The sequence below is a fragment of the Bilophila sp. T19-St14 genome (assembly GCF_059728385.1).
Map to the genome: position 1 here is coordinate 144,587 of NZ_BAAGFT010000002.1, position 22,291 is coordinate 166,877.

Annotated in this window: 21 protein-coding genes; 6 read left to right on the forward strand and 15 right to left on the reverse strand. The window is 51.6% G+C overall.

Features of this window, described 5'->3' with window-relative positions:
- Nucleotides 1–4: 4 nt before the first annotated feature.
- The 6 genes from AC6I1V_RS14915 to AC6I1V_RS14940 form a co-directional block, all read right to left on the reverse strand.
- A complete protein-coding gene (locus tag AC6I1V_RS14915) occupies nt 5–2,644 on the reverse strand; it encodes a DUF927 domain-containing protein (protein WP_178643647.1) in 2,640 nt (879 codons plus the stop codon).
- A 55-nt stretch (nt 2,645–2,699) separates the two neighbouring features.
- A complete protein-coding gene (locus AC6I1V_RS14920; protein ID WP_279203711.1) occupies nt 2,700–2,924 on the reverse strand; it encodes a helix-turn-helix domain-containing protein in 225 nt (74 codons plus the stop codon).
- A 236-nt stretch (nt 2,925–3,160) separates the two neighbouring features.
- A complete protein-coding gene (locus AC6I1V_RS14925) occupies nt 3,161–4,243 on the reverse strand; it encodes a hypothetical protein (RefSeq protein ID WP_178643649.1) in 1,083 nt (360 codons plus the stop codon).
- Between the two features lie 3 nt (nt 4,244–4,246).
- Nucleotides 4,247–5,344, reverse strand: a complete 1,098-nt coding sequence (locus AC6I1V_RS14930; RefSeq protein WP_279203713.1) for a PDDEXK nuclease domain-containing protein — start codon at nt 5,342–5,344, stop codon at nt 4,247–4,249.
- A gap of 4 nt (nt 5,345–5,348) precedes the next feature.
- Nucleotides 5,349–6,491: a tyrosine-type recombinase/integrase gene (locus AC6I1V_RS14935; protein ID WP_497737165.1), complete on the reverse strand. Its 1,143-nt coding sequence runs from the start codon at nt 6,489–6,491 to the stop codon at nt 5,349–5,351.
- Nucleotides 6,492–6,892: 401 nt separating this feature from the next.
- Nucleotides 6,893–8,026, reverse strand: a complete 1,134-nt coding sequence (locus AC6I1V_RS14940; RefSeq protein WP_487475109.1) for a sigma-54 interaction domain-containing protein — start codon at nt 8,024–8,026, stop codon at nt 6,893–6,895.
- Nucleotides 8,027–8,262: 236 nt separating this feature from the next.
- Between AC6I1V_RS14940 and AC6I1V_RS14945 the strand changes: the two genes are divergently transcribed.
- A complete protein-coding gene (locus AC6I1V_RS14945; RefSeq protein ID WP_486854894.1) occupies nt 8,263–9,471 on the forward strand; it encodes a tyrosine-type recombinase/integrase in 1,209 nt (402 codons plus the stop codon).
- An 8-nt stretch (nt 9,472–9,479) separates the two neighbouring features.
- On the opposite strand, the gene AC6I1V_RS14950 is transcribed toward AC6I1V_RS14945, so the two are convergent.
- The 5 genes from AC6I1V_RS14950 to AC6I1V_RS14970 form a co-directional block, all read right to left on the reverse strand.
- Complete coding sequence (locus AC6I1V_RS14950) at nt 9,480–9,785, reverse strand: helix-turn-helix transcriptional regulator (protein WP_486851211.1); 306 nt, start codon at nt 9,783–9,785, stop codon at nt 9,480–9,482.
- A gap of 1 nt (nt 9,786) precedes the next feature.
- Nucleotides 9,787–10,137 (reverse strand): LuxR C-terminal-related transcriptional regulator, encoded by a 351-nt coding sequence (locus AC6I1V_RS14955; protein ID WP_486851212.1) that lies wholly within the window; start codon nt 10,135–10,137, stop codon nt 9,787–9,789.
- 314 nt (nt 10,138–10,451) lie between these two features.
- Nucleotides 10,452–11,057, reverse strand: coding sequence for a hypothetical protein (locus AC6I1V_RS14960; protein WP_486854895.1), 606 nt, complete (start codon nt 11,055–11,057; stop codon nt 10,452–10,454).
- Between the two features lies 1 nt (nt 11,058).
- The gene (locus tag AC6I1V_RS14965; protein WP_486851214.1) at nt 11,059–11,757 is read right to left on the reverse strand and encodes a nucleotide-binding protein; all 699 of its coding nucleotides are present in this window, start codon (nt 11,755–11,757) and stop codon (nt 11,059–11,061) included.
- Between the two features lie 2 nt (nt 11,758–11,759).
- Nucleotides 11,760–12,095: a hypothetical protein gene (locus tag AC6I1V_RS14970; protein WP_486851215.1), complete on the reverse strand. Its 336-nt coding sequence runs from the start codon at nt 12,093–12,095 to the stop codon at nt 11,760–11,762.
- A gap of 201 nt (nt 12,096–12,296) precedes the next feature.
- Here AC6I1V_RS14970 and AC6I1V_RS14975 point away from each other — a divergent pair, with 201 nt between their 5' ends.
- Together AC6I1V_RS14975 and AC6I1V_RS14980 are read left to right on the forward strand one after the other, a co-directional pair.
- The gene (locus AC6I1V_RS14975; RefSeq protein ID WP_486851216.1) at nt 12,297–12,668 is read left to right on the forward strand and encodes a plasmid mobilization protein; all 372 of its coding nucleotides are present in this window, start codon (nt 12,297–12,299) and stop codon (nt 12,666–12,668) included.
- Nucleotides 12,634–14,883, forward strand: coding sequence for a RepB family DNA primase (locus AC6I1V_RS14980; RefSeq protein WP_486855014.1), 2,250 nt, complete (start codon nt 12,634–12,636; stop codon nt 14,881–14,883). The genes AC6I1V_RS14975 and AC6I1V_RS14980 overlap by 35 nt, the downstream gene beginning before the upstream one ends.
- Nucleotides 14,884–15,007: 124 nt before the next feature.
- On the opposite strand, the gene AC6I1V_RS14985 is transcribed toward AC6I1V_RS14980, so the two are convergent.
- Complete coding sequence (locus AC6I1V_RS14985) at nt 15,008–15,514, reverse strand: pyridoxamine 5'-phosphate oxidase family protein (protein WP_497737166.1); 507 nt, start codon at nt 15,512–15,514, stop codon at nt 15,008–15,010.
- Between the two features lie 88 nt (nt 15,515–15,602).
- Nucleotides 15,603–15,917, reverse strand: a complete 315-nt coding sequence (gene sugE, locus AC6I1V_RS14990; protein WP_486851160.1) for a quaternary ammonium compound efflux SMR transporter SugE — start codon at nt 15,915–15,917, stop codon at nt 15,603–15,605.
- Nucleotides 15,918–16,160: 243 nt separating this feature from the next.
- On the opposite strand from sugE, the gene AC6I1V_RS14995 reads away from it, so the two are divergent.
- Entirely contained in the window at nt 16,161–17,168 is a 1,008-nt protein-coding gene (locus tag AC6I1V_RS14995; RefSeq protein ID WP_486854200.1) for an Rpn family recombination-promoting nuclease/putative transposase, read from the forward strand.
- Nucleotides 17,169–17,691: 523 nt separating this feature from the next.
- Entirely contained in the window at nt 17,692–17,946 is a 255-nt protein-coding gene (locus AC6I1V_RS15000; RefSeq protein ID WP_486854199.1) for a hypothetical protein, read from the forward strand.
- 125 nt (nt 17,947–18,071) lie between these two features.
- Here the strand turns inward: AC6I1V_RS15000 and AC6I1V_RS15005 are convergent, their stop codons facing one another.
- Nucleotides 18,072–18,575 (reverse strand): helix-turn-helix domain-containing protein, encoded by a 504-nt coding sequence (locus tag AC6I1V_RS15005; protein WP_486854198.1) that lies wholly within the window; start codon nt 18,573–18,575, stop codon nt 18,072–18,074.
- Nucleotides 18,576–19,220: 645 nt separating this feature from the next.
- Here AC6I1V_RS15005 and AC6I1V_RS15010 point away from each other — a divergent pair.
- The gene (locus AC6I1V_RS15010; RefSeq protein ID WP_486854197.1) at nt 19,221–19,580 is read left to right on the forward strand and encodes a YgiW/YdeI family stress tolerance OB fold protein; all 360 of its coding nucleotides are present in this window, start codon (nt 19,221–19,223) and stop codon (nt 19,578–19,580) included.
- A gap of 473 nt (nt 19,581–20,053) precedes the next feature.
- On the opposite strand, the gene AC6I1V_RS15015 is transcribed toward AC6I1V_RS15010, so the two are convergent.
- The gene (locus AC6I1V_RS15015; protein WP_497737167.1) at nt 20,054–22,132 is read right to left on the reverse strand and encodes a hypothetical protein; all 2,079 of its coding nucleotides are present in this window, start codon (nt 22,130–22,132) and stop codon (nt 20,054–20,056) included.
- Between the last annotated feature and the right edge of the window lie 159 nt (nt 22,133–22,291).

Below are 22,291 nucleotides of genomic sequence, written 5' to 3' on the forward strand. Positions count from 1 at the left end.
ACGGTTATGACGGTTCATCATCACTGCTGCCTTCATCAGGCAAAACGAGAACGTAGGCCCTGATCCTGCCCATGCCGGGCAATTCGCGCTTTGTGGTATTCTTGCCGTCACTGAGTTGCAGCCATCCGGCCTTGCGAAGCACAGCCGCCGCGCGCCGGGGTGAAAAACCTTTGATAATCTCGGCTCTGAACGATTCCGGCAACACGATATATTCGGTGATGTCCCGGACGTTACGTCTAAAACCAACGCGGTTGGGGCATGTGGACATTTGTGTGTCCAAGTCCTGAAAACGGCTTGCTCCGTGCTGCTCGATGAACAGACGTACAGCGGCCAGAATGGCCGCGTTCTCTGAAGCGCCGATGCCGCCGCGCGCGGCCAGCCAGTCATGAAAACAGTGTTCGGCACAGCCTGGAGCGTCAAAGTCGGCGGGCAGAATCTCCATCTGCACGGCCAGACCTCCGGCCAGTCCGCAAAGCGCGAAGCGTTGGGCCACGCGCCGCACCTGTCCGTCCGCTCCGGCAGGCACAAGACGATTAACCGTGTTGGCAAGAGCCGGTTGCAGCTCGGACAAAACCGTGGTCATGGTGTCGGGTTCGGTCAGTTTGTGCAGAAAGGCGCGGCCCGCGTGGCCGTAATGAAGATCGGTCAACTCCTTGAGGCGGTTGACCACGGCTCCGGCATGAGGAAAACCGTGCAGTTCTGTGAGCATGGACGTATCCACGGGAAGCCCGACAAAGCGGACTTCCTGTCCACCTCTGGACTTCAGCCCGTTTTCGGCCAGCTTGTCGGCCAGGCCGAGTTCACCGCTGGAGAGAAAAAGCAGACGCCAGGAATGGGATTTGCGAAGATGGCCTTCGCGGCTGGAACGTCCCTTGCCCTGACCGTTGGCCAACATGTAGGCGCATTCGGCCAGAATCTTGCCGTTGACCTGTCCGACTTCATCCAGAATCAGCACATTGTCGTTGTGCAGGACTGCAATGTTCTCAAGGCCGTTGTCCGTGGCGCGCCAGCTTCGGACGTGTTCCGGCCCGCCCCAGACGGACGCGGCAATCTGGAGGGCCGTTGTCTTGCCGGAGGATGATCCTCCCTCAAAGCTGAAGCCGCCGCCTTCCAGACCGGCCAGACGCAGCAACGGCCCGGCGAAGGCCGCGCACAGGGCGAAGCTCAAACGGGAATTGCCGATGGAGAGTGTGGCTATCTCCTTCCAGCCATCCAAAGTTCCGGCGGTGCGGTACAGATCGCCGTGATGCGCGGATTGCAGCACCACGCTTTCGCCAGAGGTGTTGCCGTACACGGCATCCGGCAGGATGTAGGCGGCCTTGTCCCAGCCGGTACGGGGAACGCAACGAATGCGCCGGACAGGTCTGACAGCGGCCAGAAAATCCACCAGCTTTTTTCTGGCAACGGGATTACCGAACCAGCCGCCGGAAGCCAGGCTGCTGTACCAGTCCGCGCCCTGCCGAAAGAGCAGCTCAATGGGCATGGGCCAGGTATGCTTCTTGCCGTCCGGGTCAGCCCATTCCAGCATGAGGCCCCACTCGTTGCCCTCGCTGTCGCGGGTCATGCCTCTCACGGAGAGCGGAGGCCCGATGCGGACTTCGTTCATCTCGCCGTCCGGCTTGGTTTCCAGCTTGTACAGTCCGGCGCGTTTGCCATCGGGAACAAGAAAGAAGCCTTCCGGCATGGGACAATCGGTATCCTGCTTGCGGGCGGATGCAATGACAGCGCGGACAGCCTCAAGAGAACGCAGCCGGTGCAGATCGTTGAAATCCGTCGCCCTGCCGTCATGTGCCGGGCAGAGGGCCAGCTTGCCGCCCACAGCCTGCGCCGCGCTGGAAGCCGCTTCCCTGCCGGGATTCCACGGCGAGCCGTCGGGTTTGACGGTTTCGCAGTCGGTGTCCGCGCAAAGCAGGATTTCCCGATCCGGATACCGGGCACGGGCTAGTCGGGCGACGGCTTCCAGATTTCCGGCGTTGAAGGCGATCAGCACGGCGTGTCCGGTAGCCAGATGCAGGCTTGCCCCTGTGGCATAGCCTTCGGCAATGAGCAAGGGTCCGTCTTTGGTTCCGTTTTTGGCAGGAATGGAGAAGAAGCCGCCGGACGTTTTGCCGCCCCTGAGAAAGAACTTGTCCGTACCTTCGGCAGGCTTGTCCGGCAGGATGAATTGCAGGCTCTGGATTTTTCCGGACTGGTTCAGCAGGGGAACAATAAGTCGCCCGTCCTCCGTCTGCCGCAGGCCGATGGCCGGGACTTCCTTTCTTTGCAGGTAAGGATGGTTGTCCCCGACAGGACTGGCATGATTCCAGATACTGATTGCCAGCTTTGCGGCTGCCTGCCAGCGGCGGGCCTGTTCGGCTTCGTTGTGCGCTCTGATGGCCCGGATGCGTTCATGCAGGGCTTTGCGCTGGGCGGCGGTCAATTCCTTTTCCGGCCTGGCCGTCCACGTTCCCTCATCGCCGGTGCGCCAGTTCTTCCACCAGAGGGAGGCCGGAGCGTCCAGAAACGCCTTGTATGCGCCGTCCCTGCGCCGGGGCCTGTCCGTTGTGCCGCAACGGTGCAGGAGGCCGTCGGCCTGAACGGCCTCGACCTCCAGCCCCGCTGAACGCAGACACTCGGCAAAACTGTGCAGAATGTCGGCGTTCATGCCTCATCTCCAAAGTCGGCAGGCATAAACTGCAAGTCATGAAAAAGCTGGGGGATCATCGCTGGTTCCTGTAACGGCGGTCGCGTTTGGTGCTTTCCAGCGTTTCTATGGAGCGGGACGCGAAGAACTCGTCAAGGTCTGCCTTGTCATACAGCACGCGGGTGCCGAGTTTGGCGTAGCGCGGGCCTTTATGCTTGCAGCGCCAGACTTCAAGCGTATTGGGCTGAATGCCGAGATAGGCAGCAGCTTCCTGGGTGTTGAGCTTTTGCTTGGGAATCATGGTTGTATCCTTCTTTCGCGAGATTGTCCGCATGAGGCGGCGTTTGAAGGAAGGATACCGGCCTTGAAAGAGAAGAAAATTCCCGGCGCTGTGCCGGAGAAAGGAAAAAATCTCCGAGTTCTGTCAAAACTCGAAGATTTTTTATTTATTGAATTATCTCAAATGATTAAGAAATGGCGAGTTGTGTGAGGAATCGCAAAAAATGTTTCACAGAAGCAAGAGATTTGAGCGAAGTTTCAATGTTCCTTGTCGCGTCCTGGACTTGTTTGAGAGTACTCGCCCAAGGCAAGGCGAACTTCTTCCATTGCCCAACCTGCCAACTCAAAGGGGGTATTGCTTTTGGCTTTTTGGGGTGTATGAAGCGCATCCTGAACAGCGGGCTTGAGTTCCGGGAAGGCTTCGAGTTCCCGTAAAAATTCTTCCTGAATTTTGGTGCGGGTGTACTTGGTTCCAGGCTCGGCCTCGGCAACCAATCGGTTCACCAGAGGATAAATAACACGCCGGACAGGCCGTTTGGCGTTTTCCCGACTTTCCAGACTCTTTTCTCTGCCGGAAAGGGTTCGCTTTTTATTCTGATATTCGGCTTTTTCGGCAAGTAATATTTGATTTTGTTCCATGACATCATTCATTTTTGTCTGCTGTACCGAGAGTGCGCCCTGCAGGTTGGTAATGGTCTCTTCCAGATCGCGGATACGCGCTGTATAGGCAGAAAGAGCCTCCCGTCCATACTTTTCCAGAAGATATTCATAATCGGCAGCATCAAGACACAAACGTTGTTGACCGATATAGGTGCTGAAAATATTCGCATCGCTCAGAGTTGAGTTGTATGCGAAGGTATAGAGGCGTACAGGGATACTATATTGTTCCATTTCAAGAAATGGTTTGGAGGCAATAAAAATAGGAATTCCCTGCTTGCGAACGAAGTCTATTCTGTCTTCAGGAGTATGTATGCCAATATGCTGCATAGCCTGTTTGAATTCAATAACCTTGGGGAGAATAACCGGCCTTGACCATTGCAGTTTTGCAACCTGCCGGATAATGAGTAAACCTATGATTCCACAAAATGTTCCAATAAAAATGAGATCGAGGAAAAATTTTTCATCGCGTGCGTTAATGAGAATGGTAAATGCGTTGACAGCTTGTTCGGAAATAGAACCTTGTTTATTCGCTTCATGGATGATATTAAGAAAAGTTTTCTTGTCCAACCAGTCAAGAATAAATGCTGTTACAGAGATAGTTATGACATATGTACAAAATACAACACATTTTTGGGCTATACCACGCTGAAAAATGGTCAGCTTTGTTGATGAAGGTAGCATGAGCTATTCCTTTTTATCTGTATCCAGTTCTTTTTCAATTTCTTCAACACTGGGCAGGCTCGTCTTGAGTTCTTCAGGAATGGCCCGTGTTAGAGTATACTCTGACACGGCAAGAGGCGTTGTTATATTTCGTAAAGCATATTCAGCAAGCAACTTGTTCTTGTTTTTACACAGGATAAGGCCAATAGTCGGATTGTCCTGTTCATGGCGAAGTTCATTATCCACAGCAGAGCAATAAAAATTGAGTTTGCCGGCATATTCTGGCTTAAACGGGCCTGCCTTTAGTTCAATAACAACATAACAGCGTAATTTGAGATGGTAAAACAAAAGATCCAAAAAGAAATCTTCTCCGGCAACTTCAAGATGAATTTGTTTGCCTACATAGGAAAAACCCGAACCAAGTTCGAGCAAGAATTCAGTAATATGTTTGACCAGTTCCCGTTCAATTTCTCGTTCCTGCGCTTTTTCACCCACGGACAGGAAATCAAAAATATACGGATCTTTCAGAACCGCGTACGCCATATCCGATTGGGGGGCAGGCAACTGGTCTTGGAAATTGCTGATTTTAAGCGAAGTGGCTTGGCGTTCGTGCAAGCCGCTTTCTATCTGCATGGTTAAAATAGCACGGGACCAGCCATGCTCTATAGCTTGCAGGCCATACCAGAGGCGCTCGTTTTCCGCCTTGAGCTTGTTGATAAGCACCATGATATGGCCCCAGGGCAATTTCGCAGCAACTTGCTGCGAAATTGGACGTTCCCCAAAAATTTCAGCGGCTTGCTTCATATAAAGTAAATTGCGAGGGGAAAATCCTTTCATGTCGGGGAAGGCTGCCCGCAAGTCATCAGCCAGTTTGCTAATAACTCTGGCCCCCCATCCTTCCCGGCGCTGTTGTTCAAGAATTTTGCGACCTATGCTCAGATAAAGACCCACAAGTTCGCTATTGGCCGCAAGCGCGGCCCGCATCCGGGCGGCGTGAACCTGAGCTTTCAACTCTTCCAGAATCACGTCATAATTTGTCGGGATGGGAGTATTTTTTACCATGCTCTGCTCCGGAACCAATTTCGCAGCAGGCTGCTGCGAAATTGGTATGTCGGTTTCCATGCTGTTATTCTGAACGGTTTTTCTTGCTGATTGCCTTGGATGCTGGTTGTTCTGCTTCTACCGCATCCTTATCCCCTTGAGAAGGGGGCCGCACCGAGTCAAACAGCGCCCCGGCCACACCGGAAGCCTTTTTCAGCGCGTCATCATGCAAATGAGCGTAGCGTTGGGTCATCTGCGGGCTGGAATGGGTCAGCAATTTTTGCAGCTCGTACATGGAAACCTGCCCGGAGCTGGCCAGCCACGAGGCAAAGGAATGGCGCAGGCCATGCAGGGGGCGAAACGATTCGGGCAATCCGGCCTTCTCTTTCACACGCTTGAGCATATCCGTAATATTGCCCCTCGGCTTGTCGTCATACCGACCGGGGAAAACGTAGGGGCTTCTGGTCTGTGGCAGAGCGGTCAGAATAGCCCGTGCCTGGTCATTCATGGGTATAGTCTCTGTTTTGCCTTTCTTGGCGACCGAGCCTCGCAACGTGATGAATCCCCGCTCAAAATCAAGGTCTTCCCATTGCAGATTGAGAAGGGCGCTACGACGCATCCCGGTGAACAGCGCCAGACGCACAAGGGAAGCCAGCGTCTGATCCGGCTCTTCGTCCAACGCCTTCAGCAGATTTTGGACTTGTTCCGGGGTAAGATTCTCCGTGACCTTGTTGTCCACTGTGGGCATGGTGATGCGGAGAGTGCTGGGAATGGAATCAACATAGCCTTTCTGCAAGGCGAAATTCAGGATACGTTTGACCAATGTCAGAACATGCTTGACTGTTTGTGGCGATTTTCCCGCTTTTTCCAGTTTGGCGCGTAACTTGTCTATGTCGTGAATGGTCAGTTCGGGAATGCTTTTCGTCCCCAGAGAAGGAGCGATATGAAGGTTGAAGCGGATGCGATCATCCTTGATGGAGCGATTGGAACTTTTGGCTTCCTCGAACAGGCTCCACAGCCTGTCGAAACTGTATCGTGATTCTTCAGCCATCTTTGCGGCGCGAACAGCAGCGCGTTTTTCCTCATTGGAGGCGTCTTTGCCTTCCATGCGTAAACCACGGATGCTGGAGGCCTTGGCGGCGGTCATATTGTCGCGGTATTGTCCTCCGACTTTCTCCTCGATGAGCTTTCCCTGTTTACGGTATCGAACATAATAGACCTTTTCCATCCCATGCCCTGTGGAACGGGGGACTTCAACAAAATACACGCCTGCATAGCCTACGACCGCCTGTCTTTTTCTGCTTGCCATATTGCCCTTGACCTCTTTGGGTGTGCTATGCCCCCACATATACAGGATAGGATGGGCATTAATTCCTTGATAACGGCGAAAATAGCCGCTTTCATCTGCCCCACACTATGCCCCACAAACGGCATAAAGTCCAATCGAAGTCGGCGGCTTTTTAGAAAAGAAAAAGTGAAATAACTATGTGAAATATATATTCTAGTAAAAGTGGGGCAAGGTCTGTCAAAATGGCTGTCACGGCCTTTCACGCCGGGGTCCGGGGTGCGGCTCGCACCCCGGGCAGGGTCAAGGGGCGGCAGCCCCTTGCCGCCGGAGGCCCCCCCCGCTTATGCCGAGCCGCAGGGGATGCCGTACTTCTTGAGCTTGGCGTACAGGGTGGAACGCTTCATCCTGAGCAGGGCCTCCGCGCCGTTGGGCCCGCGCACGCGGCCTTTGGTACGTTCCATGATGTGGCGCAGATACCGCTCCTCAAGCTCGGAGAGCGTTGGGACATCCGCGACGGCCTCAAGGAAAGGGGACGGGCGATCGGCGGCTTGATGCGGGTCGGGAGAGGTTCCGAGCACGAAATCAAGCTGCCCGGAATTATTCAGGATGACCGCACGCTCAACCTCGTTTTTGAGTTCGCGCACGTTGCCGGGCCAGTCGTATGCGCACAGGCGGCGCAGTTGCTCAGGAGAGAGCGGCAGGGGATGCTTGTCGTGACGGCGGGCGAAATATTCGATGAAGGACTGCACGAGGCCGGGGATGTCCTGCCTGCGCCGGCGCAAGGGCGGGATGGTCAGGGGGACTACGGAGATGCGGTACAGCAGGTCTTCACGGAACCGCCCCTCCCGTACCTCTTTCCACAGATCGCGGTTGGTTGCGGCCACGAGCCGGAACCGGGAGAGGATTTCCCGCGTGCCACCCAGACGCATGAAGCGTTGATCCTGAAGAACCCGCAGGAGCTTGGTCTGGATGAGCGGCGGGATTTCGCCCACTTCGTCGATAAAGAGCGTACCCTGATCGGCAAGCTCGAAGAAGCCGATTTTCTGCCGGATGGCCCCGGTGAACGCGCCGCGCTCATAGCCGAAGAATTCGCTCTCGAAAAGGGATTCCGGCATACTCGCCGGATGCACCACCACAAACGGCCCGCTCCGCAGGCTGATCTGGTGGATGCTCCGGGCCATGATTTCCTTGCCTACGCCGGTTTCGCCGAGGATGAGCACGGGGGCGTCGGTTACGCCTACCCGTTGGGCCTGTTCGAGGGAGGCGCGCAGGCCCTCCCCAATGACCGGGAGCATGTCGCCGTCTTTCTGGCGGGTAATGGCAAGAAGGCGATCCTGCTGCTGGCTGGCTTCTTCGGTACGGACGAGCTCAAGCCGGAGGCCCGACCGGACTTCCGCCGCGAACAGGCGGGCCAGATCGTGGAGCAGGGCCGGGGAGAGGTGCTGGAACATGCCGCTGGTGAAGGCGCTGTCCATATAAAGAAGCCACGGATAGGGCTCGCCCACGTCGAGGGCGAGGCACAGCCGCTGATGTTCCCTGTGGGCGGATCCGGGCGTCTCTCTCTCTCTCGGTCACATATTGCCAATAGTAAGAGATAAATAATTATTAAATTCAATATATTATCGTTAAAAATTTTATCCTGGAAACCTATTTTGGATAAGTTTTGGATAAGCATCTTGCCTTCTTTCGTCGTATCCTCTAACCTGCTCATATGAGTAGCGAAACTGAAAGAAAATACATAAAGACCAAGTTCGAGGGTGTCTTCTTCCGTCAGTCCGCCAAGCGCGATCCGCGCACCGGAGAGTACGACAAAATCTACTGCTTCTGGTACGCAGACCACGAGGGTAAGGGACACTGGAAAACCGTCGGCAGGCACAGCAAGGGCATCCGTCCGGCTACGGCCAGAAAGGAGCGGGCAAAGTTCCTTGCCGAGTTTGAGGTCACCGGCGTCAACCCCATTAATCGGGATAAAGTCACCATCGGGGACTTGGTGGATGCCTATCTTGAATGGGGCAGGAGCGAAGGGAAATACGTTGACCAGCACTACAGTCAATATAACGCCCACCTCAAGAACAAAATTCACGCTCTGCCCGTTGTCGAGCTGACCCCGAATCTGCTTTCCAGTCTCAAGGCGCAGCTCCTGAAGACGCCCACCGGGAATACAAAGCCCAAAAAAGCCGCAGGAAAGTCCAATATCAAGACGCGGAAACGGAAAACTCTGGCCGGACAGACCGTGAACAACATCTTCTCGTTCATGCGTTCCGCCATAAATCGTGCTGTCGCCACCGGCATGTGGAGCGGAGTCAACCCGTTGTCCACCAAGGGCGGTACATGGAAAATGGTCAAAGCCAACAATGAAAGATTGCGCTTCTTGACACGGGAAGAGGCCAAGGCCCTTCTGGACGACCTTGAAAAACGGCATCCGCAGTTGCATGACATGGCCCTGCTTTCCCTGCGAACCGGACTCCGGCCCACAGAAATTTTCAAGTTGCGCGGACAGGATGTGGATGCCAACGCCTGCGGCCTTTATATCATTCAGAAAGGAGGCAAGCGGGTTTTCGTTCGAGTACCGGAGGACATGATCAGGATGCTCCAGGCGTACAAACGCAAACCTGCGGAACCCATCTTCCAGCAGCCCCGCAAGAAAGCAGCGTTCACCAAGACGCCCGCCTGCTTCCAGACTGCCGTCAGAAAGCTCAATCTGGCCCCGAAGGACGGTGATAGTCTGTACGCCGTTACCCTGCATACCATGAGACATACCTTCGCATCCTGGTTGGCTCAGTCCGGCAAGGTCACGCTTATGGAGCTGCAAAAGCTCATGCGTCATAAGAACATCACCATGACGATGAGATACGCTCACCTTTTCCCAGGGCAGGAAAACGAAAAACTTTCGATTATAGAGGATATGCTGGCGGCCTGAGAACATCATCATTTTGATTCCGAAGTTTGGATACGTCCAGAGGCAATATACTCTTCCAGTACAGCGCGCTCATAGAAGACACGCCTGCCAAAGCTCGTATATGCCGGGCCAACGCTTTCTTGCCGCCAGTATGCGAGAGTTTTTTGGTGGATGCCAAATTCTCTTTCCACATCTTTGGGAGCAAGCAATCTTTTGTGATAATTATCAGGAATATTGGATGGTTGTCCACATCCTGCGGCACGAACGGCCTCAGTTATGAGTGGTAGTAGTTCTTCCGGTGTCGTTACGATGATAGTCTGTTTCTCTGTGAGCATATCAGTTTCCCGTGCAATGTGTAGTTTCAGAAGAAGAACTAGAGAAAAGGCCATAGTATTTTGCTATAAGTTCGTTCATGCTACGACAAGCATTTTCTTCTAGCATTTTTTCTCTATGGCGCAGTACGCCACTGAAACTTATGCAGAGTAGTTGTGATATTTCAGAAATAGTTTTACCATCTAAGACAAGTTTAAAAACCTCTTTTCCTCGTGATGTGAGCGTAAGTTCAGATATGTTTGTAGCCAACTCTGAAGCTATTGCCCGCATGAGTTCGATGCTTCCATGCACACCATATAATTTTCTGACAGTCGCCTGATGCCTATAAACTGTTGTGCGCTGAATAGATAACATGCGGGCAATCTCTTTTGGGACACTTACCTTGGATCATCAGCATGACGATTTGCCGCTGTCGAGTCGAAAGTCTTTTCATGGCTACAACCTCCGCAAAATCGGTATTCGGATATAAGCTGTAGCATGGCGGATTTTCGAGGGGCAGTGGTAAGATTATGTAAATTGAAAAATCCGTTTTCAACAAGCTCGTAAACAAGGGAATCTTTGAAATTGGGGAGTTTTCAGCAATGTCGAAAAATAGCCCTTTCAAAGCACCTTAAAAGGTGTATGAAAAGGCTGTTCTTAATGTTTAATCCATTGAATTTATGTATTATTTAAAAGATAGAAACGGTTATGCTCCATACGCTTGGTACAAGTAGCCCCATCGCTATGAATGCTTGTTTACGCCATGACCCGCCTCCCTCGCTAAAGGTTTTTGCGGCCAAAATTCCCGCGAATATGCTTCCCACCATGCAGAGCATCCCAATAAGAAGACCCACCGGCATTTTCAAGAGCAATACAGGCGGCAGGGGTTGTCCGTAGCCAATGGAAAAACCTGCCCACATGGATAGACTTCCATACAGTAGTAACAGGCAGAGTATAGAGGTTCCCCAGGGAAGGCATATTGGGATGAGGGTTTTTATGGAAAGGTGCTTTACCAGATTCGGCTCTTTTTCTTCTCGTGTGCTTCCAGGTTGGATGGTGGATTTTTTCGTAACCTTCGTAAGTTCCGTGATGGCCTCCATCGAAACCTCACGAATTTTTTCCGGTAGTTCTTCATAGTAAGTGCGCTGATATTCCAGTGCCACAATGATGCTCCACAAGGCGTCATTGGGGCCGATTTTCAAAATATCCTGTATCCGTTGCAGTCGTGTTTTTTCCGCGTTTTTGAGTTCGCGGCCAAGCAGCTTTTCCAAACGGGCAAGAGTTTCTCCTTCCATGTTATTCCTCCACACTGAGAGCTTTACGGAACATTTCCGCACAGGCAATTTTCCAGCGTCGTAACTCCGCCCGATCTCCAATAGGTAACTCGGTGAGTGCTTTTCTGATGGACATTCTGCCGGAATACAACTTGTCGGCTACCCGATCTCCCAAATCGGGAAAATCCAGAGTCTGCCCTTTGCGTTCAATAAGTTCTCTGGACTTTGAACTGTTGTACCTTTCAAATTTTTCAGGTTCACCAAAGTACAGATTTCGGCAGACATGAACCAAGGCATCGGGGAAGACATTCAGGAAGCCGCGTAACAATTCGATGGAGTCCCGCTGTCGGTTGATAATCCAGAATGTCAGAAGATTTCTGTCCAGTTCAGCCAGAGTTTCCCGTAGAGTAGCCCCATATTTGGCAAGGCCGATATTGCTTCTGGCCGCTGAATTTATCACCAGATAATGGTTGGGAAATTCGTCGGCGGCGTTGACAAGTTCTATCCAACCATCTGCGCTGTCCAAGTCCGCTTCTTTGCATATCAGTCTATCGTTTTCATGCGGCTGGTGCGCCTTGAAAACATCAGGGTTCGAGGTATCGGTTTCCAATAAAACTACCTGCTTTTCTTCATCAAGAAGGTAGTCGATTAAGGCAAAAGCAAGTTTGCTTTTTCCGACCCCGCCTTTACTGCCGCCGACATAGAAAATTGACGCATTCATGCTCATAACTCCTCATCCGGTAAATCCGGCACGATAAAAGATTGTTTTGCCGGAGCCGTTTTTTGCGCGGACGCCTGAGACTTTTTTTGACGAGGAGCGTCCGCAGTTTCACGGAAATAGCGTTTGATAAGATACGCGGGAATAATGATTCCCTCGTTTTTCAGAAGCTGGCTGAGTTCTTTTGGACTGTACCCTTTATCAAGAGCTTTTCTGAAGTCACTCTCAAGAAATTCAGCGGCTTCAGGTCTGGTTTTTCCATCTTCCTTCTCTGGCAAATCATGAAGCAGTTTTCTGGCTCTTGTGAGCTGTTCCGGCCGGATTTTTTTGCTTGAAGCCATGTTTCTGCCTCCTTGGGGGAAATTATAAGCAACATACACCAAGGATATATTTTTTCATAATTTTACCACTGCACGATACGGGTTCTTCGTGGCAGGATGGTAGTTGTGCTACGCCCAACTACCATCCTGCCAGAAGGCTGACGCCCTCTGGACTCCCGAAATGCTCGGCGCTTCGCTTCTCGCATTTCAAAGGCATAAGACATGAAAGGCAGAAAAAAGGAAGGCGACGGACGAACCGCCGCGCGGAAATGGGTGACCATCCGCGTCACCGAAAGGGAAAAAACGCGCCTCACGGAGCAGGCGGAAATCGCCGGATTATCTCTGTCGGAATACATGAGGCGGCGTTTTTTCGGAGGCAGAATTGCCGCCCATACGGATTTGAACACCATCGCGGAATTGAGGCGTATCGGCGGGTTGCTCAAGCACAATTTTGAGACGCTTCGGCAGGCCAAAGCTCCCCCGGATGTTTTTGAAAGGCAGGAGGAAGCCCTGCGAAATCTGACATGGGCCATCCAGAAAATTTCGCTGCGTTGTCATTATGATTGTCAAGAAAATCAAGAATACGAAGGCTGAAAAGCCCAAGGCGTGGCAGATAGGCGACCTCGTGGATTACATCCGTTACCCCCACAACAAAAACCCGCAGGAGAAAATCGAATACGCGGGCGGCAGAGGTTTTCTTTCAGCGACCCATACCGGTCAGAAGATGGAAATGATTGCCCTTGCGCGGGAGTCCGCGCACAGCAATATGCCGGTACAGCACTGGATGTTTTCCTGGCAGGAAAGTGAACAGCCCACCAGAGAACAGGTGGAGGAATTGGTGGATGTTTTTCTTGAAAGGATGGGCTTGACCGGACACCAGACTGTCTATGGGCTGCACTACGATACGGACAATTATCATCTCCATATTGCGGTCAATCGTATGAACCCGGATAGCGGAAAAGTTGTGCAGCCGCACAGAGGTTTCGATATCCGGGAAGCGCATAAAATCGTGGCGTTCATTGAACACAAACAGGGATGGGCCGGTGAAGAAAATTCTATGTACGCGGTATTGGAAGATGGCGAGCTGGTGCGAAGAAGAACTGCCCGTGAGATAAAGCCGAAGCAGGCCGCGCTGGATTTTGAACATGCCACCGGCGAAAAATCCGCCCAGCGCATTGCGCAGGAACGCGGGCACGACATTATAAAAAACGCGCGGTCGTGGGCTGAACTGCATGAAAAACTGGCGGGAGTCGGTTTGCGTTTCGAGAAAAAAGGTTCCGGGGCCGTCATCTTTGTGAGTGAAATCGCTGTGAAGGCGTCCTCTGTAGATCGTGCGTTCAGCATGGGAAAGCTGTGCAAAAAGTTGGGCGACTTTGAAGAAGGAACCTACCCCGATGTTCTGGAAAAGGCTGCCCCGGAGCCGGTGAGTTCCGTCAATCTCGAAGAATGGAAAGCCTATCAGAAAGAGTTCGCCGGAGTGCCGAAAAAAGCCGGAGCAGGGGAGAGTATCGGGCTTGTCCACATGAAGGAGCGGCACAGGTTCGAGCGAAAAAGGGCGCTCTCCCGTCTGGCCCGTTACGGTCTACCTGTTTTGAATATCGCCCGGCATTGTCTGATGGCGCAGCAGAGAGCGGAACGGCGTTCTCTGCGTTCAGGCCGGAAAAAGGCGCGTGGCGGCAAGCCGCGTTTTGAAACCTGGTTGCGAACGCAGGGACTGTTCCAACAGGCCGACCGCTGGCGACACCGCGCGGCATGGGAACAGGCGAGACACACCCCGCCGTCTGTCCAAAGGCCGGAAAAAGGAGCGGAAGTCATGCGGGAAATCACAGAATTCAGGAAATATGCCGTTGCCGTGAACGCGGATCGCTATCGCGTAACCTGCATAAAAATGGATGAGGACGGCAGTAAGAAGACTTTCATTCTGGACAAGAAAGGCGGCATGACAAGAGGCTTTTCCTCGGAAGAACTGGAGGCCCACATGCCGGAAATGCTGCGTTTCCAGAAGAGGGGTGAAAATATCTACTACACGCCGTTATCGGATGACCGGCATCACATCCTTATCGACGACATGACCCGCGAGAGTTTGAAGAGGTTACAGGAGGACGGCTTTCGCCCCGCCGTGGTGTTGGAAAGCTCGCCGGGCAATTATCAATGCCTCTTGACCATTCCCAAGCTGGGCACGGAGTTTGACCGGGACGTGGGCAACCGCATCACGGAACGCCTGAATCGGGAGTACGGCGACAAAAAGCTCTGCGGCTGCATCCACCCCCACCGTGCGCCGGGCTTTGAGAACCGCAAGCCCAAACATCGGCGGGAAGATGGCGGCTATCCCCAGGTGAAGCTGTTGTTTGCGGAGCGCCGGGAGTGCGGCAAGGCGCTGGCTCTGGCCAGAAGGATTGATCATGAGTACGCGGAGGCCGCCAAGAAGCGCCAGGCCGAGCGTCGGACATTCCCAATGCCGGGCGTGAGGCCCGGCGACCCGGAAGCCGCTTATTATACGCATCTGGAAAATATCCGCAGGCATCTGACCATTGAGGACTATTCTCGCGTGGACGCCATGATTGCCTTGCGGATGCGCTCCAACGGTCATAGTCGGGAGAGTGTGGAAGAAACCATCCGTATTTGTGCCCCGACCATTCGGGATTCCCCGACCGGGCGTAACTGGCAGCGGTACGCCGAGCGCACGGCGGATTACGCCTTCGGCCCGGCAGGAGACAGGGATTTGGAGCGAAACGCACAGCATCGGAAATTATGGAGGAAGATTGAAGGGATAAAGGAAAAAGAACGGATAAGAGGGAGGTTACGATAAACCGACTGATTTTGAATTTATGTATTGATAAGATATGAAGCCGGACAGAACCCCAGCATGTCGGGCTTCTATCCGGCTTTGTGATACGGCAGGAAAACCGCTTTTCAGAGGATTGCCCGCTAGATTACGACCTCTGCCCGTCCCGTTTCATTCTGGCAAGATCAAGAGACTCCTTTCCGCTCATATGTTCAATCGTCAATTCAAGTATGCAGAGGGATTGCCAGTCCCTTGCGATTTCGTCATGCAATCGTTGTTCGCTGTTTTTAGGCGCATATTTTTTTGCAATCCTGCGTATAGCAACACGTTTTTGCTCGTCGTCTTCGATGATACGTACTTTTCCAAAGACAATGACGCTCCGAAAAGATGTTGCGTATGCCTCAGGCAGAATAGTTTCCTTACTTACGACGCAGAATGAAACATTGCTATTTTTTTTTATGGTGTTTATTTTATGTCCTGTTTTCGCGCAGTGAAAATAGACTTTTGAGTTCTCATAGTAGTAATTAAGGGGGACAATATAGGGATAGCCTTCATCGCCAAAAGTCGCCAACACTCCTGAAAGTTCTTTATCAAGAATCTGTGTACATTCCTGTTCGGAAAGTTGCTGTTTTTTTCTGCGCAATTCACAGAACATGCATAGCCTCCACATGTACGTATCATAGAATGAATCTGTAATATACTTTGTTATATTGATATATTACAGCAAAGTTGTTTTACAAAGCTCAGCTTGATATTTTGAGACCGATGATTCCCAAAATAATAAGCGCGATGCAGGAAATACGCAGGGCGGATACCGGCTCTGCAAATAGAATGATGCCCAACAGGGCGGCCCCGACGGAACCGATACCTGTCCATACGGCATAGGCTGTTCCCAAGGGGAGCGTTTTCATGGAGTGCGCAAGAAGAAAGAAGCTCAATCCAAAAAGAGCAATGGTGATGATTGACGGGAAGATACGGGTAAAGCCATGTGAATATTTAAGACCTATGGCCCATCCGATTTCAAGGAGTCCGGCGACGAAAAGGTATGCCCAAGCCATAAATTCCTCTCGTTTGCTTTCGGGGTCGTCCCCATGAACATCAAACGAGAAGTCGTCCTCTCGTCAAAAAAATATTTCATATAATAATTATACATAGTTATTTTGTCAAGGGAACTGGTTCATTCACGGCATCGTGCCGCAGCGTTGCCTCACGAGACTTATGTTTTATAGCATGAGGAAATAACAGGTAAAACATGTGTTCGGCATCTTGCTCATCAAGCATTACTCGGATAGGATATTCACATGGGAAAAGAACGAATGCCGCATGATTCGGCGTATAAGCAGTTTTTCAGCAATCCCGAAATGGTGGAATCATTGTTGAGGGATTTTGTGTCTGCCGATTTCATCGCCGACCTGGATTTTTCGACGCTTGAACGCTGTTCGGGCAGTTATGTGACGGACGACCTGCGGGAACGCCATGACGATATTGTCTGGCGTGTCGGCTGGAAAAAGGGTTCCTGGTGCTATGTGGCGTTGCTTCTGGAGTTCCAGAGCACGCCCGACCACTGGATGGCCCTGAGAACGCTGTCCTATACGACCCTGCTTCTGCTTGATCTCGTCAAGACGGGAAATGTACGTGAAAACGAAGGCTTGCCTCCGGTGTTCCCCATTGTTATATACAATGGAGGCAAGGCATGGAAAGCGCCTCAGGAAGTGGCGGCCTTGTTCGCTCCCATGCCGGAGAGTTTGAAGTATTATCGTCCTCAACATCGGCATTTTTTGCTGGACGAAAGCCGAGTGCCGGGAGAAGAACTGGATAAAAGCAAGGGCCTGGTCGCACAGCTCCTGAGACTGGAGCGGGCGCAGGAGCCTGAACAGGTTCGGCGGATAGTCAGGGAATTGATAGCCCGGCTTCATGGGCCTGAATACCTGTCTTTACGTCGGGCGTTTACAGTATGGTTGGGCCGTGTTGTCCTTAAACGCTCTGGAATAACAGAAGAAATTCCCGAATTTCAGGATTTGCGGGAGGTGGACGCCATGTTGGAAGAACGTGCAGCTCAGTGGAAAGATGAATATATTAGACAAGGTGTGATGATTGGGAAGGCTGAAGGAAAGGCTGAAGGCATAGGGTTGGCCTTGCGGGATTTGCTGGAGGCCCGTTTTGGCACGCTTCCCCAATCCGTGACTTCATATATTGCGAATTCATCTGATTCAAATGCCCTGCGGAAACTGACGCTTTCCGCATACCACGCGGAATCGTTGCAGGCGTTTATTGACCAGCTCAAAAAAGACGACACTAAACTGATGTAGTTGTATATCCAGTAACATATGATGCCGCTTGTACTTTTACGGGCGGCATTTTTCTTATTGTGATTCTGACTATCAAAAGGTTAAAAGACCTTCCTGAAACGAAGAGGTAACTGCACGATTGACGATACAACCTCTTTGAAGGGCGTCGGAAAATTGAGTGCGCAACTTGGCAGAGCCTGAAAAGGACAGCAAAACGGGCGACCTCAACAACTTGAAGCATGATAAAAGTCCCGGAGATCCTTCTCTGGGACTTTACATATGGTATGTGTACGAAGAAAAAGCCAACAAAAGGTTCCTATGACATACTTCTGTTCCGTTTATCTGTGAAAAATCTATAATTTATTGTAACCACTAATAATATCTGATATTTTAATTTGAGATAGAATATAATGGGGTAGTCCCCATAATGGGTTACAACTGACTCTCTGCCATGATATTTTTTGCATACATAAAAAAACACGGTGGCAATGATGCCGCATGTTATAGTATACTCTTTATCTATTTTTAAGATAAGGAGAAAACAGTGGATAACAGTTTGGAAAAACTCATGATGGGAGCTTGCGAAATTGCCTGTAGGTATCCATCTCTTTCTCTTGAGGATGCTGTGGGTGATGCACGTCAACTTGCTGAAATGATTAAACAGTACAATATTGAAAATACTCAGAAAGAGGAGAGCATCCTTACTGCGGCATGTTGGTTTATCGGTGCGGAGCCTGACCTTTCCCCTAAGGAGGCTATCGATAAAGCGTTGCATTTGTGGAATATCATAATGATGTAAAGGGTGGATATATAAAGACTGGAGAACCAATAGGTCTCCAGTCTTTTGTTTAAAAAATTAAGATAATGTTTTGTGAGTAAATATTTTAATGTTGCATAAATATAAAATAAATATGAACTACCACCTTACTTTCTCTGGTTTCCATAAAAACATTTTTGCCAGAATTTCCACAGTGGGCACCAAAATCTTTTCTTTCTACTGCAACTGCATTTTTTCTGCGGCAAAAGCTCTCTTACTTTGTGACATTCCATATCTGTTTCATCCAGTGCGGTTTGTATTGCTTCCTCTTCCCAGCAAGTGAGTGTTTCTGTTTTCATAATAAGGAGTCGGGCCTCTTCCAATATATTTATAGAATGTGTTAGAGATACAAGTATTTCTTCTCTCTTTTCATCGCACTCCTGTTTGATTTTGGCCATTGCCCAGTCCAGCAGTAGAGAGTTGCCTAGGGCAAGACATAAGCGTGGTAGCATCTCCAGCCCTGGAAAGTAGTTGTCATCCTCTTTGAGATAACGTCTGATGAGGGAGATTGACACATTGAGACGTTGAGCGATTTGTTCGGCGGTAAGGCCGCTTTCCTCTTTGGCTGTGCGGATTGCTTCTTTTGCTGTCATTGTTTTGTAATTCAACATATTGACGCTCCCCTATTATAAAAGGTTAAAGAATTACGCCCATTGAATGGGGTAAAATATCTTGAACCTTTAAAAGGGAAGGAAATGGATAGCAATAATTCAAATATATTAAGATTATAGTATAGTAAAATGTACCTCTTAAGAATAAAGTGAACGAATTGTATATCTGAAAAAACAAAGTAGAGTGCTTGTTACGTGTTCAATGGTGTTGGATTATGACATCCTGTAGTTTGTTTCCTTCACAGCAGGATATTTGTGTGTCGAGCGGGAAGAAAACTCTTTGGGAATTTTTTCCAGCGGCAGCATAAGAGTGGCAGGCATGGAAAGCGAATGCTAAGGGCACCCGAAAGCGCACGTCATGTTAGTTGAGCGGCCCCGCATGTTCCAATATGCTCCAGAGAGTGTTTATCTATTCACTCCCGCCAGGCTGATACCTTTCTGGAAATAGGGGTTATTGACAAAAGCGCTCGGAATCGCTATAGCGGATTCAATCAAATTACCATTTTTAAATTCGGTTGCTCCTGATGAGACATAAATCACGATTGTTCCACGGGATAAAATGTCATATTCACCATGCTTTGTTTATTCTAAGAGCGAGTTTAGGGACTGTAGCATTTTTCTTTATTATTCTATAAGGAGGAAACAATGAAAATTGTTACAAGCCTTGTTCTGTTCTTTTTATTGATGTATGGAACTTCTTTCGCAGGTTTCAATGGGCCGAGTGAATCCAGTATGCCTGTCGGCAATGTGCAACAGGCAATCTCCTCTGGTGAGACAACGACCTGTGTTTTAGAAGGGAAAATTATAAAGCATCTTGAAAGAAACAGATATGAGTTTTCTGACAATACAGGAACAATGGTGATTGATATTCCTCCACATGTTTTTGGACAAGTTGAAGTTACCCCAGAAAATACAGTCCGCATAACAGGTGAAATTGGAGGTAAAAAAAGACCTGAACATATGGATGTCCATTTGAGAGTGCGCTATATTGAGAAAATATCCTAAACTTACTGAATTAGTATAAAAAGTGCGGGTAATCATGACAATGGTTATCCGCATTTTTATTAAATAATGTTTGCGTTATCATTACCTTTCTACTGTATAATAGATATATCCATCGTAGTGAATTCCCAGATTACGTATTGGCTTGGGTTACCTTTGATCCTAAAAAGGGTTTATGGGCTTTTGTCGCGGTAAGTTCTGTGAGAACATGGCTCCCCCGTCATCGGCAGTAGGTGAATTTTCCATACAGCCCCGTCAGGCTATGCGCCGCTGAACATGGGCAATATAAACGATCTTTCCATGTCATAACCTGTTCTTATGCGGTGGAGGGTGTCGTCTTTTCCAAAGCAGCCTTTTGGCTCTTCCTCCCTCCTTATGCAGTGATTTCCTCGCACCATTGTTTTGACGAATTTTGGTCAGTCAACAAAGAGGCATTTTTTCTTGACTTGATGCGAGGAACGCGTAATATACACCTGTCAGCCATACTGGTATTTGGCTGTATTGTTCCTGCTGGTAGTGGAACTTGCGTATCGAAAGGCGTGTTGCGTCTTTTTTATATATGTAAGTAACCCATTGATATAGCAGGATTTTTTTATGCTCTCTCTCTCTCTCTCTCTCTCTCTCTCTCTCTCTCTCTCTCTCTCTCTCTCTCTGGGCTTGGCGGCGCTGCCGAGGATGCCTTCCAGCCATTCCATGCAGCTCCGCATCTGCTCGCTTTCCAGCTCCATCCGGGTGAGGTTCACCGAGGCTACGAACTCCGGCTTCCCGTCGGGCGAGGGCCGGAACAGCGCGGCGCGCTCGGACTGGAGTTCCTGCTGGGCGATGTCGAGCAGGTGCTGGAACAGTTCGTCGCTCCGGTAGGCGGTCGGCTCGCGGTTGAAGGCGGCATGGCAGCGGTCGAGCAGGGCGCGGCCCGGCGTGTCCAAGGCTTCCGGTTCCGGCGTGGGGGCGAGGGCGGGGAACGTTTCCCCGGTCGCGGCGATGGCGGCGTTGCGGTAGGAGGCGTTTTCATCAAGCGGGTGGCCGATGAGTTCGGTGACGCGCTTGCGCTGCCGGTGGGCCTCGCGGTGCTGGCCCAACGCTTCGAGCATGTTGGCGAGTTCGTGATGGGTAAGCACGAGCTCGCGGGGATCGCCGGTGGGTTCCAGTTCGCGCAGGCTGTCATGGAGGAGTGAGACGACTTCTTCGGCGGGCGCGCCCCGTCCCCGGAGGCGCAGGGCATGGGCGCGCAGGGCCGTGCCCCTGAGCTGGCGGCTGGGCTGGCGGAGGAAGATCTCAATCGTGGGTTCGAGCTCGTAACGGGGGATGGGCGGATAGCCCCGCTGCTCGAAGACGTAGAGGAGATCCAGCACGAGGGGATCGAGGAAAGGCGAATGGGGGACCCCGCGCGCGGCGGCGCGCAGGGTTTCGTTGCGGAGGACACGGTAGGCGGCGTCGGTGCGGCCTGAAAGGTGATGATAGACGGCGAGGGCGCGCACGGCGCTGGAAGCGATCTTATGGTTTTGTTCGGGGGAGACGCAGTTCAGCAGGTAGTCGATTTTGACAATCGCCTCGTCCAGCGCGCCCTTGCGGAGGAGCAGAAAGCACAGGTGGGCGATCCAGAGCATGGCGACGAGGCGTTCCCCGGCGAGCTCGGCGGTCTGCCGGGCGGATTCGATGATGCCGGTGGCGAGGGGGTATTCGCGCAGGTACATGGCGGCTTGGCTGGCGCAGAAGGACAGTGGCTCGAAAAACCGCTTGTACCACCAGTGATCCTGTGCGGGGCGGCGCGCGTAACAGAGCAGGGTTTCGCGGAAGTTCCCCTTGAGGAAGTTTTCGATGCCTTCAAAGACGGGGATGCGATCCTGCATGTCCTGTTCCTTGAAGTGGCGCATCTTTTCCGAACTGTAGAAAAAACGATCCGTGAGCGGCGGCTCTCCGCCTGAGAACAGTTGCAGATACTGCCGGAAAATCCAGATCATGGGCATGAAGCGTTCGCTGTTGTTGCGGGCCGCGACTTCGTAGGCGAGCGGGGAGAGCTCCGTGGCGAGCTGGAGGTAATGGTGTGAGAAGATGCACATGCTCTGGACTACGAGGACAAGCTCGGCATACCGCCAGCTTTTCTGGCCCGCGTCGTCCATATGCGCCCGGCCCCAGCGGAGCAGGAACTGCACCGCCATCTCGAAACAGGCGAGCACGGCGGGATCGTTGTCCTTGAGGCGGTCGTCGATGAAGCGGACTACGATTTCGCAGTCTTCCAGCGTGGCGTTCCCGCCGAGGATGCCCATGTGGTAGGGGACGCCCGCTTCCGGGCAGGAGGTGCACAGGGTTTCGGCCATGTCTTCCAGCAAGTCCGGCCCGATATGGGCGGCGGCCCATGCCGGGGCCCCGCCTCCGTCCGGCTCCCCTGCGGGGGCGGCGTACTTTCGGAGCGACAGCTCCCTCAGCGCGGAGCGGACGCGGATTTCGGGCAGCCCGGTGATGGCGGCGAGCTCCCGTTCGTGGAGCGGGCGTGCGGAAAGCTGGAGGGCGAGCAGAAGCGAAGCGTGAGGGACACTTGAGGCGATGGTGGGCATGGCGCGGATTCCTTGCGGGTGCGTCCCGTTTTTTAGACGCATCCTGATTTCTGGACGCTGTTCATCCCGTTTTCTAGACGAGTGATAGTTCGCATTTTGTCATGCTGTCAATAACTTCTTGAGAAGACGCTTGATTACATACATCTGAGCCTGTTGGCA

Bases quoted from the DNA above. Each gene is read 5' to 3' on its own strand.
- AC6I1V_RS14980 (WP_486855014.1), top strand. From the start codon at position 12,634: ATGATTGTCAAGAAAATCAAGAATACGAAGGCTGAAAAGCCCAAGGCG.
- AC6I1V_RS14925 (WP_178643649.1), bottom strand. From the start codon at position 4,243: ATGCTACCTTCATCAACAAAGCTGACCATTTTTCAGCGTGGTATAGCC.
- AC6I1V_RS14985 (WP_497737166.1), bottom strand. From the start codon at position 15,514: ATGTTCTGTGAATTGCGCAGAAAAAAACAGCAACTTTCCGAACAGGAA.
- AC6I1V_RS14965 (WP_486851214.1), bottom strand. From the start codon at position 11,757: ATGAATGCGTCAATTTTCTATGTCGGCGGCAGTAAAGGCGGGGTCGGA.
- sugE (WP_486851160.1), bottom strand. From the start codon at position 15,917: ATGGCTTGGGCATACCTTTTCGTCGCCGGACTCCTTGAAATCGGATGG.
- AC6I1V_RS14945 (WP_486854894.1), top strand. From the start codon at position 8,263: ATGAGTAGCGAAACTGAAAGAAAATACATAAAGACCAAGTTCGAGGGT.
- AC6I1V_RS14920 (WP_279203711.1), bottom strand. From the start codon at position 2,924: ATGATTCCCAAGCAAAAGCTCAACACCCAGGAAGCTGCTGCCTATCTC.
- AC6I1V_RS14940 (WP_487475109.1), bottom strand. From the start codon at position 8,026: ATGGACAGCGCCTTCACCAGCGGCATGTTCCAGCACCTCTCCCCGGCC.
- AC6I1V_RS14975 (WP_486851216.1), top strand. From the start codon at position 12,297: ATGAAAGGCAGAAAAAAGGAAGGCGACGGACGAACCGCCGCGCGGAAA.
- AC6I1V_RS14950 (WP_486851211.1), bottom strand. From the start codon at position 9,785: ATGCTCACAGAGAAACAGACTATCATCGTAACGACACCGGAAGAACTA.
- AC6I1V_RS14960 (WP_486854895.1), bottom strand. From the start codon at position 11,057: ATGGAAGGAGAAACTCTTGCCCGTTTGGAAAAGCTGCTTGGCCGCGAA.
- AC6I1V_RS15010 (WP_486854197.1), top strand. From the start codon at position 19,221: ATGAAAATTGTTACAAGCCTTGTTCTGTTCTTTTTATTGATGTATGGA.
- AC6I1V_RS14930 (WP_279203713.1), bottom strand. From the start codon at position 5,344: ATGGAAACCGACATACCAATTTCGCAGCAGCCTGCTGCGAAATTGGTT.
- AC6I1V_RS14970 (WP_486851215.1), bottom strand. From the start codon at position 12,095: ATGGCTTCAAGCAAAAAAATCCGGCCGGAACAGCTCACAAGAGCCAGA.
- AC6I1V_RS14995 (WP_486854200.1), top strand. From the start codon at position 16,161: ATGGGAAAAGAACGAATGCCGCATGATTCGGCGTATAAGCAGTTTTTC.
- AC6I1V_RS15005 (WP_486854198.1), bottom strand. From the start codon at position 18,575: ATGTTGAATTACAAAACAATGACAGCAAAAGAAGCAATCCGCACAGCC.
- AC6I1V_RS14915 (WP_178643647.1), bottom strand. From the start codon at position 2,644: ATGAACGCCGACATTCTGCACAGTTTTGCCGAGTGTCTGCGTTCAGCG.
- AC6I1V_RS14955 (WP_486851212.1), bottom strand. From the start codon at position 10,137: ATGTTATCTATTCAGCGCACAACAGTTTATAGGCATCAGGCGACTGTC.
- AC6I1V_RS14935 (WP_497737165.1), bottom strand. From the start codon at position 6,491: ATGGAAAAGGTCTATTATGTTCGATACCGTAAACAGGGAAAGCTCATC.
- AC6I1V_RS15015 (WP_497737167.1), bottom strand. From the start codon at position 22,132: ATGCCCACCATCGCCTCAAGTGTCCCTCACGCTTCGCTTCTGCTCGCC.